Origin of the sequence: Photorhabdus sp. P32 (genome assembly GCF_038085095.1) — a bacterium.
Lineage (GTDB): Bacteria > Pseudomonadota > Gammaproteobacteria > Enterobacterales > Enterobacteriaceae > Photorhabdus > Photorhabdus luminescens.
This window is the reverse complement of sequence record NZ_JAZGJN010000181.1, coordinates 1-12482: the sequence shown is the minus strand read 5'-3', so window position 1 is coordinate 12482 and position 12482 is coordinate 1. Positions and strand designations below refer to the sequence as shown.

At 44.2% G+C, this 12482-nt stretch carries 10 protein-coding genes and 1 pseudogene; all 11 read right to left on the bottom strand.

Translation table 11 applies throughout. From position 1 onward, the window contains the following. Positions 1–911: 911 nt before the first annotated feature. The gene (locus V2H77_RS02180; RefSeq protein ID WP_341497484.1) at positions 912–1661 is read right to left on the bottom strand and encodes a creatininase family protein; all 750 of its coding nucleotides are present in this window, start codon (positions 1659–1661) and stop codon (positions 912–914) included. Positions 1662–1678: 17 nt separating this feature from the next. Continuing rightward, positions 1679–2548 (bottom strand): dihydroorotate dehydrogenase, encoded by an 870-nt coding sequence (locus V2H77_RS02175; protein ID WP_341497483.1) that lies wholly within the window; start codon positions 2546–2548, stop codon positions 1679–1681. Positions 2549–2644: 96 nt separating this feature from the next. Further along, positions 2645–3133, bottom strand: a complete 489-nt coding sequence (locus V2H77_RS02170) for a hypothetical protein (protein ID WP_088375001.1) — start codon at positions 3131–3133, stop codon at positions 2645–2647. Between the two features lie 129 nt (positions 3134–3262). Next, positions 3263–5095 carry an aminotransferase class III-fold pyridoxal phosphate-dependent enzyme gene (locus tag V2H77_RS02165; RefSeq protein WP_341497482.1) on the bottom strand — a complete coding sequence of 611 codons (1833 nt, stop codon included), beginning with the start codon at positions 5093–5095 and terminating at the stop codon, positions 3263–3265. Positions 5096–5367: 272 nt separating this feature from the next. After that, the gene (locus V2H77_RS02160; protein WP_341497481.1) at positions 5368–6768 is read right to left on the bottom strand and encodes a condensation domain-containing protein; all 1401 of its coding nucleotides are present in this window, start codon (positions 6766–6768) and stop codon (positions 5368–5370) included. Positions 6769–6986: 218 nt separating this feature from the next. Beyond that, positions 6987–7217, bottom strand: coding sequence for a hypothetical protein (locus V2H77_RS02155; RefSeq protein WP_341497480.1), 231 nt, complete (start codon positions 7215–7217; stop codon positions 6987–6989). A 419-nt stretch (positions 7218–7636) separates the two neighbouring features. Then, positions 7637–7909 carry a PAAR domain-containing protein gene (locus V2H77_RS02150; RefSeq protein ID WP_341497479.1) on the bottom strand — a complete coding sequence of 91 codons (273 nt, stop codon included), beginning with the start codon at positions 7907–7909 and terminating at the stop codon, positions 7637–7639. Positions 7910–7912: 3 nt separating this feature from the next. Further along, positions 7913–9053 (bottom strand): annotated as a pseudogene (locus V2H77_RS02145) (DUF3396 domain-containing protein). 37 nt (positions 9054–9090) lie between these two features. Then, positions 9091–10242, bottom strand: a complete 1152-nt coding sequence (locus V2H77_RS02140; RefSeq protein WP_341497478.1) for a DUF3396 domain-containing protein — start codon at positions 10240–10242, stop codon at positions 9091–9093. A gap of 15 nt (positions 10243–10257) precedes the next feature. Further along, positions 10258–11622 carry a VRR-NUC domain-containing protein gene (locus V2H77_RS02135; protein WP_341497477.1) on the bottom strand — a complete coding sequence of 455 codons (1365 nt, stop codon included), beginning with the start codon at positions 11620–11622 and terminating at the stop codon, positions 10258–10260. 2 nt (positions 11623–11624) lie between these two features. Further along, a partial coding sequence (locus V2H77_RS02130) for a bacteriophage T4 gp5 trimerisation domain-containing protein (protein WP_445935449.1) occupies positions 11625–12482 on the bottom strand: 858 nt, incomplete at its 5' end.

Genomic DNA, 12482 nt, shown 5'->3' with positions numbered 1-12482 from the left:
TCGAAATCTATTAGGTATAACAGATAGTCAGTCGTTTTTAGCCACTCTCTATTTTTTAAATCTAGCACTAATGAAGCACCTATTTTTTCAATCCTTAGCTAACTAATCACCGATAAAAAGCAGCTTGCAATTGTCCAGACGTGAAAATGCAAGTAAAAAGATAAGCTGAACCATGTTAAAAAGATGATAAACAAAGCCTGTAACAGGTAAATAATTCTATTTTCCACTTCGTATTTAACAATCCTATTTTTATTAAACTGATACTTGTTTTTTTCATTTTTACTTTAATAATTCTATGTTCCTTTTTCTATCATTAAAAAACAGAGAGAGTAAACAGTATGTTAATAGCATCAAAATCAAAGCATATTTCTTTAATCATTTTCAATGCCATTAATCTAGTTAACCTAAAAATTAGTCAGTTTTATTTAACGATTATATCTGATTTTATGTAAACTTATTACCGCCATGTAAAATAAACTTAAAATACTCTTTTCTTAATGTTTTCTCTTCCAATGCCAATATAGCATCGAATTTTTTATCTGCTGAAAAAGAACCTTAACCACTTCTTGTTACCTTTTATGATTAAAGTTTTCACCTGTTTTTTCATAATGCGCTTGCCACTTTTTTCCCGATTTTAAAACCACACTGACAGACAATTAACGATTTAACGATTTAACGATTTAACGATTTAACGATTTAACGATTTAACGATTTAACGATTTAATAGATTAAAAACCATGTAATAAGTCACTTACAACTATTTATAAACCCTAACCGCCTAACCAACTCACTGGCGGCTAAGGTTACTCATACAATTATCTATGTCTCTGTTACTGGAAAAAGTTCTCTAATAAGATGAAAGCCCCAGTAGCCAAAACAAAACCCAAAAAACACAGCGATATGACGACTGATTAATCCGCAGTAACCAGTTCCAATATTTGCTGTCTGACATGCTCGAAAATGAGTTCGCCTATTTCCGCACTTGAACCGGATGTTTTAGAAAGAACGCCTCTCGTTGAAAATTCTTTTTTAATCGGCACTTGATAAATCCCAGCGCGTGGAGGTTTATCATGATCAGGTCGCTCCGCTCTCACTAAATCGGGACGCAAATGCAACATTAAACTCGTTTCTGTTAACCCTGCATGCTCAGCGTGCCAACCGGGAAAATCAACTAAATGCTCACGCGTCCAATCCTCAGAGACTAAACTCCACCAGCTAAATACGATAACGGAACGATCGTTAAAATGTCCCTCCGCCCGTAATGCGTCTACTGCTTCGAAAATAAAACCTTCATTTTCAAAATGACCATTAATGATCACCAGTTGTTTAAAGGGTAATGAACACAAGCTCTTAATTGTTCGGTTGATATAAGCGGTAAATGTTGATCCATCCAGGTAAATCGTGCCAGGAAATTCAAGCCCACCCCCACTCTGCGGCAATGACCTGGCAGACACCGGCTGTACCGGCAAGGTGAAACCATTAATATCCTCCGCCAACGCCCGCGCGAAAGCTTCCGGGATCACTGAATCCACATTCAATGGCAGATGAGGCCCATGCTGCTCAATTCCGCCAATCGGCCATATCAACGTTTTACCCTCAACCGCGGATAAAACCTGCTCACTGGTCAGTTCCGCAAATTCTCTAATTTCATTATTATTCATGATGTCATCCATTTTCTTCATACTTTTTCTGACGTTTTGATTTGAGTATATTCATGAACAATGCGCTGCAATGTTTTATACATATGCCGATGCAAGGCGGTATAAACTTGCACTGTATTTGCGCCTGCTAGCATGTATTCATGAACATCATTACCATCCTGTACGCCTCCCGATCCAAGTATTGGAATCGTCACCCCTCGCTTACGCAGGTTATAAATAGCAGCAAGCACCATTGGTTTGATCCCCGGTCCAGAGTATCCGCAAACCCCATTAAGCAGCGCTTCGCCATTCGCTGTATCGAATGCAATTCCCGAAATGGTATCGCTCAACGTTATCGCATCAGCTCCCCCTTCTACCGCAGCTTGAACACGCCCATACAAATTATCGCCAAGCGAAAGTTTGACTGAAAAAGGGGTATCCGTTCGCTCCTTCACCGCTTTGGTGTAGTTGAATACACGTTCAGGTGTGTCTTCCGTGAAGTCGTCCGCATGCAAGCATGAAATGCCCAACTCCAAAGGGGCATCGGTCACCTCCGAGATACGAACAGCCAATGAAGCTAACGCCTCAGGCGATTCAGCATGGATAGAAACTATCACCGGAAGTTGTTCTTCCTTAAATTCGCGCAGAAGTGTTAACCAATAATCAACGCTTTTCTTCGAATACGTCGTATTGTTCAACATCCCTGTATTGAACAAATAGGTCTTTTCTATATGCAATTTTTCTGAGCGCGGGTAAATCGTTTTTGTCACAACCGCCCCTGCGCCGTGAGCGATGAACTGGCGAATATTTTTAGCTTGATCAGAAAGCAGACCCGACCCAACAATAATTGGGTTTTTTATCTTCATACCTAAAACATCATAGATTGGTTCAACCACTTGATTTTCCATCGTAACCCCACAAATTACCCATTCAAGCAAACTTGCTATCTAACCCGCCTTTCAATTCAATAGAGAGGCGGTATATCCTAAAAAGACGCTCAATAGTTACTCAACTGCAAAATTCCTGAAAATATCGCTAATTTGCCCCGGATTTCGACGGAAATCGTGAATATCCAATTTCGACAAATTGCAAATGTGTTCCAATCCCTTTAATAAATGACTACCACCACGCACAATCGGTAGTTGAGTGATCAACAAGACGGGCCGTTTCAGGGCGGAAGCCCAACCAAGTTCAATATGTGTACCGTCAGTACGCAGTAATTCATCACCCTGAAGAACAGGAAGAATGGGCATGAAAAAATCACACTGCTGCATCCATTGGAAATCCCGTTTCGATACCATCTCCGGCGTATAATGGGGTGTATCAATGCCGAATTTCTCGGTCAAATGTGCCGAAAATACCTTGCCATTCAGTGTTTCCACCGTCTTAACCGCCAATTGGATGGTCATTCTCAATTCTTCATGAAAACCGCCATCGTAAATTGCGGATTGGATCGGCCCACCAATGAAAACGCTTTTATTTGCCAACGACATAACGCTCTCCTTAATTTTCTTTACCCAACAGACTATGAGCCGTCGTTTCAGAGCACCGAATTCAGCACAGCCAGAGGATAGGATGCTTGGTAATTCAATAAGTTATCGCTCACAATAGGCCAGTTTGATCTAGCTATATCGAGGAAGCAGGTTGTTTTCCTCAAGTTCATCCAAGCTATCTACAAATGCCAAATAAACTTTTTCCAGATGCGTGTCATCATGTGCATCAGAGATAAACCAGCAACGCCATTCCCAGATATAAACCCCTCTCATCAACAGGTTGTAGTAAAGCAAATCCATGTTGTCGCGATGGATTAATCTAAAAAATGAGGAAAACGATCTTACTTCGATGGGAACCCGACGACTTAAGAACAGTTGATTCAAACGTGAAACAAACCATTCAGTACGCCGAGTCAATGCATTGGTAAAAGATTGCCCTCTCTTCTTGATCTCCAGCAAAGCGGCTTTCGCAGCGGCCATGCAAAGCGGATGTTGAAAATAGGTCCCACCAAAGAATGTCGGCTCCGCTGCGGGGAAGCTATCATCGTTGAAATTCCAGTCTCCACCGTCAATCGAATCAAGCATATTTTTCCTACCGGTAATGACGCCCAATGGCATTCCACCGCCTATCGTTTTGCCATAAGTCACAATATCCGCTTCAATGCCGAATAACCCTTGGATACCGGCAGGATGGGTTCTGAAACCTGTCACAATTTCGTCAAATATCAGCAGAATATCTAATTCTCTGGTCACTTGACGCAGATGTCGCAAGTAATCTGGATTGCTCAGTCCTGGGTCACGAGTGGGTACCGGCTCGACCAACACCGCGGCGATATCAGTGCTATTCGTTTTGAGAAACTCAATGGCTTCATTGGAACCAAACTCAAACACCGAAACATCCACAACCATATTTTCAGGTATGCCCACTGAAACAGGCTTTGTCGTATTAGCTTCATCATATTCGCTGGCTCTCGCCAGTACGGCGTCCCAATGCCCGTGGTAACTGCTAGAAAAAAGGACAATATGATTACGACGAGTAAGCGCCCGCGCGGCCCGAACCGCATTCATCACTGCTTCCGTTCCACTATTGACAAAAGCAACGCGATCCATGCCAGTAATCTCCTTGATAAGTTCAGCCACTTCTAAGCCTATCTCATGCCCGGTTCCCAAACCAAAACCGTTGTCTATTTGCTGAGTAAGCGCTTTAACTACAAAGGGTGGACTATGACCAAACAGATGCACACCAAACCCCATTGTCATATCAATGTAATCATTACCATCAATATCCTGGACGATAGGCCCGGCAAACTTGGTGCAAACAATCGGGTAAAGTAGCTCCTTTATGGAAGGTTTAAAGCCAATCCCAGAACGGCTATCGGCAATATTTTTACGTACCGCTACCGAATGCGTTTTTGATTTAATCGTTCGCTCGTTATATTTAGCTATGAATGAAGCCAGATATTTTTTTCTCTCCTCAGATTCAACCGGTAGCGCACTTCTCAACATCCATTGAAAAAAGCGCTCTTTCTTAGCCGGTGAAATATTTGACGTATCGGGTTGATCAAGCCTTTTTTCTTGATCAGCCAAGACAGGTTGGGGCTGTATTACTGCATGGCTATCTGCCGTAATATTGTTTTTATCTACCGTAATATTGTTTTTATCTACCGTAATATTGTTTTTATCTGTCGTAATATTATTTTTATCTGCCGCAATACTGTTTTTATCCTCCATCAAGATATATTCACTGAGTTGACGAACCGTTTGTAATTCTGCGAAAAATTGCCGTACTGAAAGTTTTATACCAAATCGTTTGTCGATGGACTCCAATGCTTTGAATAATAGAGGCAATTCCGTCCCCAATTCAACTAATGGCATTTCCAGTTTTATTTCTTGTTTCGGTAAACAAAATGTCTCTGCAAAAATAGAGATTATTTCTCTCTGAATAATTTCAATATTACTCATATCAACCTCACTTTCCTCAAAATGAAGACGATCTCTACCGGTTTTACAGCTCAGATTGCCGTTCTTTCAAATGGATAAGTTGGAAGCGAGATCCGTTTACGATATTCGCTCTGGTAAAAATAACCTGGTCGAGAATAGGAATCGGCCAGCAACAAGATTCTCCCATAACACATCTTATTCACCACAGGTAATCGACAAGTTACGCCAATGATGGCAATCATATTATCAAATATCTTGTTCCCTTATTCTCCTTCAATGCTCTTCTCTTGCATTCAACATTTTCTGACATCGCACTTGGGTTGGTTATCCGCAACTTCTGATTTTGGCGCCAACAAAGTATTAATCTCTTCATTAGGATCTGCCATCAGCATTTCAACCGCTTGTTTGAAGCGCTTTGCAAATATCTGAAGACCTAAATGTGAGAAAAAATGTTTATTCGCTTTAAACTCACATCTTAAGTGGGAACCGGCATCCACAAACAACAGTTCAATATCAAACAAGCCTTCCTGCTGACAAACCCTGAATGGGGAAATAGTCTGTCCCGCCCATGATGCCTGAACAGAATCGTCAGCCATCTCCAGCGCCGCCCAACGCGATTGCCCCACCTGCCCTAACATATTTATCGCCGCCTGAAATAATGGGTTACGATCAGCATATTGTTCTACAGTCAGGTGTTCAGCCATTTGGCTGAGGCAAAAATTTCGATTATCAAGGGCCGATAACAATCGCTCCTTCGCTGCCAATAGGAAATGGTGAAATGTCTGCGCGACGGATAAACGTATGGGCAACGTATTAAATAAACAGCCAATAATGTGCTGATGAACCGAGTGACGCATCGACACCGTCACCCCCATAACGATATCGGCAGCCTTGGTCTCTCTGGCAATGTAAGCACTCCATGCAGCTAACATGACCGTAAAGATCGATCCACGTATTTCTGAAGCAAGCCGTTTGATTTTTTTGGTTGTCTCTTCACCAATACTAAACAGAATGGATGACTTGTCATTAGGGCCTTTGCGCCAAACACTATCCCATTGCAACACTGCTGGCGGCTGCTTTAAACATTCACTCCAATAAGCTTTCGATTTCTCCGCCCTTTCACTTTGGTAATATTCTCGTTCTTTGACTACATAATCCTTGAAATCCTCAGCGGGCGGTAACCAGGAATCGTCGTCTTCGCCAAGTTCAGCCAGATAATAGCGTTCAAGTTGATCCAACATCAGCCCCAGTGAAGTAAAATCCGACACAATATGGTGAACACACATATGTAAAACGTATTCTTCCGCACTAACGACGTAGATACCGAAACGCAAACACGACGCTTTTTCTAATTGAAAAGGGATGGAATGAAAGTTCTGAACTGCATCTTCAAGCGCTTCCCGGCTCAAGGTCGTTGCATCGAAAACTTCCAATGTTGGCAGCAAGTGTTCGTTAATGACCAACCTTGGTTCGCCATTCACATTAACGAAAGTGCTTCTCAAGGCGGCATTCCTGGAAACGAGCCGGTTGACCGCATAGCGAAAAGCATCGATTTGAAACGATCCGTGAATACGGAATGCCATGGAAATATTATATTTGGAATCGCCAGGGGTATAATTGTCAATGAACCATAAATCTCTTTGCTGTATGGACAACAATTCTTCATCACTAATCTGTGGGCAATCTTTATACATAATGCGCCAATCTCCATAAATACTTAAACAGTATCCCCCTCTAGCTAAGAGCCTCGTTACAGAGAAGGCAACGTTTGTGCTTAGTGTTACTCCATCAGTTAACAGCCCGTCAGAAATAGCATTTCAACTTTTCAACCACTCATCAACGATCAAGATCCCAAGAACAGCGGTGCTCTACTTATGCAACCATAAAAGGCGGAAAACGGTGGGGTATGCTATTAATAACCAGAGAAAAACGGCTGTTCAATTCCAAGTTCTCCAATCATTTCCAACCAAAGATCCATTAAACGAGGTGGTAAAATCTGTAGATGGCAATCTGGACTGGAAGAAATAGTCACCTTCATCGTATCGACATAGATCTCTATATCCATGCTCAATGGTATCTCTTGCGCCTCATCATCGGGAATTGATAACCCGGCTACCTCGCATGGAATGATAATTAGCGTCATTTATTAAGGTACTAAAAATACAGTGACGATTTTAAAAGTAGCAATAAAAAAAGAAACCTCCACGAATCAATCCAAATATTTGAGCTGGACCAAAATAATTAATACATTATTACTATCAAATAAGTAATTTAGTTAACGTTTTGCTTTAACCATACCCTCACTTTCCGGTTTTTATAAATACCATCGTTATCAAAAATCAACGTGATACTTTCTGCACGGCGATATTGGAAATTCATTTCCTTTAACAGGGTGATAAAGAAATCAGAATTCTTTTTTACTCCACTGACATACGTGACTTTACCTGTTTGTGCATTGAGACAGTCTGCAAAATCATAAGTTAAAAAAATAACTTTTCATCACAGTTTAAAACCTGCTCTGGTTTTGTGGGTATTTTAATTAAGGGCTTTGGAATTTGATATTTATGACCGTACCTTTAATCGACAAGCTCCGGTCGGGCAACCACAATTAACAAGGTGTCCCTCCAGCGCAACAGATATTCCTTGTATATTGAACAAGTTAGAACCTTCCGCAATAGCGCCGGTTTGTTTACAGGCGGGACAAAACACCGAGTCACCTTTACAAGCAACCGATAGTTGCTGGTTTACCAAACCAGAACCATTTAAAACATCGCCTCCGGTTGTTGTGGTATCACCTTTAAGGATAATTTTCTTTCCTTCCACTACACTTCGCATGATTTACTCCGTTATATTTTCCATTTCTCGTATTAAATGCCAGATGGTTGTACCCGTCTCTGCGCCTTCAACATCAAAAGCCATCGCCCCTTGAGCAAAGAAGTACTGCTGACCCGGCAGGCTATCGGTTCGCCAGATCCCGCTGACCAGTGCCGGATGGTTACTTCTCAAAGGAGTCACCTGTAACGGTCCCCGGTCATAACGGGCATACCAAGCCAGGGTGGAAGTTGAATTAACCATAGAAGTGCAAGGAATGGCCTTCACGAGGTATCACCCGTATCGGACGTATCAGTTGGTTAATAGCAAAATAACTCTCCGGGACACTGCCCGGCAGTGGCGTTAAGTCCGGGTATTGACCGGCCCGGATCATCAGACCATTGGAGTAAGGCGTAATCACCACATCCGGGTAGAGGTGGCGGGCCAGCACATGACGTATCCAGAATTCCCCACCCAGTCGGTTTACAAATCGTTTGGACAGTAAGGTGATCCAGTTAATGCCACGGATGGAATGTCCATACTGTAATTTGGCTGTATGAACCGCAGAATTAACCTGCAATGCAGGGTAACGTTGCGCTAGCTGGTATTCTAAGGGAAAGTAGTCATGGTAATCTCTGGGCAGCACCAGACAATAACCGCAGTCCCCACTGTCCGGTTCGAGTTGTTCACACAGAAAATCCAGCCAGGCCATAAATCGGGTCATGCCGTCTTGTGCTTTCAGATAATCCCAGGGCAGCACCAGACTCAGGTAGGAGCTACTGTTGTCACCACTTATTTCCCGGGAGTCCATGTAATGCATCAGATAGCGGGGAGCTTCATAGAGATTTTTTGCATCACTAACATCCCAGCTAGAAAGCTGGTTTTTTTTCTGATTCAGAATACCGTCTTCCACTTTGGCAATATTTTCCGGCGAATATTTTTTTAACCCTTTCAGCTCATGAGTATGAAAGCGTAAATGAACGCCAAACTCTTCGCGAAAACGCCGGTAGCAGGCCAGAATGCATTGTTTTTTCTCTTGGGTGTAGCCTTGCTTAAAAAACAGAGTAATCGAGAGACCCAGACGAGAAACAGTCAGTCCATCGCCATTGAGGAAGGTAAACGCGGTCAGTTGTGATTTCAACTGGGCAAAGTAATCTACAGTTTCCATCATTTTCTCCGTAAATTATGAGGCAGTGGATAATCTGTTATTCCCACATGTTTGCCGCTTCCCGTATCAGATGCCATACGGTTGTGCCCGTCTCTGCGCCTTCAACATCAAAAGCCGTCGCCCCCTGAGCAAAGAAGTACTGCTGACCCGGCAGGCTATCGGTTTGCCAGATCCCGCTGACCAGTGCCGGATGGTTACCTTTCAAAGGGGTCACCTGTAACGGTCCCCGGTCATAACGGGCATACCAGGCCAGGGTGGAAATATCATCAAAATGACCAGCGCCATAAAAATGCAAGGAATGGCCTTCACGAGGTATCACCCGTATTGGGCGTATCAGTTGGTTAATGGCAAAATAACTCTCCGGGACACTGCCCGGTAGCGGTGTTAAGTCCGGGTATTGACCGGCCCGGATCATCAGACCATTAGAGTAAGGCGTAATCACCACATCCGGGTAGAGGTGGCGGGCCAGCACATGACGTATCCAGAATTCCCCACCCAGTCGGTTTACAAATCGTTTGGACAGTAAGGTGATCCAGTTAATACCACGAATAGAATGTTCATACTGTAATTTAGCTGTGAACACTGCGGAGTTCACTTGTAAGGAAGGGTAACGTTGCGCCAGTTGATACTCTAAGGGAAAGTAGCCATAGAAGTCGTTGGGTAAGACCAGACTGTAGCCACAGTCCCCACTGTCCGGTTCGAGTTGGTCACACAGAAAGTCCAGCCAGGCCATAAAGCGGGTCATACCATCCTGTTCTTTCAAATAATCCCAAGGCAGTGTGAGACTTAGGTAAGAGCTATCATCGTCACCATCTATTTCTCTCGAATCCAGATAACGCATCAGATAACGAGGTGCCTCATCTTCATTTTTGGCATCACTGACCACCCAACCAGAAAACTGGTTTTTTTTCTGATTAAGAATGCCTTCTTCCACTTTAGCAATATTTTCTGGTGAATATTTTTTTAGCCCTTCCAGCTCATGACGGTGAAAACGCAGGTGGGTACCAAACTCTTCGCGAAAGCGGCGGTAGCAGGCCAGAATGCGTTGCTTTTTCTCCTGGGTATAGCCTTGTTTAAAAAACAGAGTAATCGAGAGACCCAGACGAGAAACCGTCAGTCCATCGCCATTGAGGAAGGTAAACGCGGTCAGTTGTGATTTCAACTGGGAAAAGTAATCTGAAGTATCCATATTCTCTCCGTTAATTTATGAAGCGGTGGCGAATGTCACACTCGCCAATATTGCCAGGACGGCGGTTAACGCGGCGGCGCTAACTGCGGCAGCGGCAGCTAAAATTTCCACCAGTGCAATCAGCGCGGCAGCGACGGCAACGGTGACCAGGATAACAACGGCAACGCCGGCAATAATCACCACCACTTCCAGCATGCCTTCACCCACCTCTTTTAATATTTGCATCCAGCTAATGTTTTTTAGCTCCTCCAGGGTGATATCTGAGCCCTCTTGTACAGTCTGCCATCGGGCTTTTATCTCATTCTCTGTCCAGGTCACGATTTTCCCCGTTTGTTCACTGACCCAGGAAAACGCGTAGCTGACTTGATGAGTGACCGGATCAATAATCTCTTCACAAACCCACTTGCCGGCTTGATTGAACCAGGCACCAAACTGAGCAAGGAGTTCGCGGGTACTATCGCGGACATAATTCAACCCATTTTCGGCCAAACCAGCCACCTCCTGCCCGAGGATAACCCAGTCTTCATAGCTGGGTAAAAACGACCAGCGGGAAGTACTGAGCAGTGGTGGATTTTTTGTCAGCGGCTGCGGAATAGTCCCCGGCACACCCTCTGAGGGAGGCGAAGGAGGAGATAAGGCATTATCGTCAGAGGGTGAACCGGGTGGCAACGGGGCTAACGGTATCGGATTTTTATAGTGTTGGGAGCCGGGTTGGTAATGTTTTCGCCACGCTTCATCATACTGTTTTTGCTCCTCAGTACGGTTATCAATGATACGCATCACACCAAAGCGTTTTTCGGTCGCAATCTGGATATAATCAGTTAGTTGTCCCTGATTTAGGTTATCTCCCGGAAATTTCACCTCAATTAACATCTTTAGATTATCGGGGTGCATAGAACCATCGAAATAGGTAGCATTTCTGCCCGGCCAGCGAAGAGCCTCATCTTTAACCAGAATAATATCGGGCCGACGGATACCAACAACCCCAAATTTCTCTGCGTCGTCGGCAGAAGGCCGGGCAAATGGGTTACTGGATTGCGGTAAATTATCACCATAACGCTGCTTCGATATTTGACTGGTCGCCAGCATAGGCAGAGGAACATCCTTCTTCCCTCGGATAGCAAACACCACTTCCGCTTTATAAGGCCACAGGAAGTCATGTTTAAGTTCCTCAACCTTAATCAACCCACTCATAATGACTTGATTAAGAAAGCGAATAGCGCCCAGCTTAGTGATAATCATTGCCGGCAGGCGCAGAGCATATTCGGCTTTTCTCGCCAGATAACAGGGATCTTCATCAGCAGGAAAGACCCCTATTTCCATCGTACAAGTGATTGATGTGACAGCCGGGCACATCTTGCCGTTGTTGGATATTGCCATACTTATTCCTCCGTAAATTCCATAACATGCTCTACCGGGGTGTTATCACTGGCCTGATATAAGGTTTGCTTCGGTTTAGGTGGGGTTTCCGGTGAACTCAGTTGCAGATTTTCTTCTGCCGCACTCTGTACCGTCATCGTTCTGCCCAGCGCGTCAGTTTTACCCGGGATGACCTGACCATCGCCAGTGGTAATGGTGTAGGGGACATCCACCAACGGCTTATCGCTTTGCTCGCTGAGCAGGGTATAGCGGGCGGAGTAATCAAACAGCGCACCGGCGGATTTCTTGCCGGTGATATGGTCGGTCATCGTGATGCTGACGCCTTCGATACGGATATTGCCCATCGGGTCAATGACTATCTGCCCGCCGGCGTTCCCAATGATGATTTGCCCGCTTTCAGAGTGCACTGTGATATGTTTACCCACGGTAATTTGCTGGTTATCGGCGACGTTCAGTTGATGACTTTTACCAATGGAAACGGCTTGCTGACCTTTAATAGTCACCGTCTGATTTTGACCCACTTCAAGCGTCTGGAAGCCCTGCACGGCTTCATCATCATCGTTTTTAATTATCGCCGTGCGGTTATGCGCCACATCTGTTTTCTGGTCATTACCTATCTGCGCGGTTTTATCCCAGAGGATCTGCGTTTTCATATTCCGTTGAGCATGAATAAACACTTCCTCGCTTCCTTTGGCATCCTCAAAGCGCAGTTCATTAAATCCCTGTCCCCGGTGAGTCCGGGTTTTAAAGGTGGTACGGGTTTTCTCCAGCGGCAAATTAATCGGCGGGCGGTTGAGGCCGTTATAGGTACACCCCGTCACAATCGGGCGGTCGATATCGCCGTTGAGATAGCTGACTAT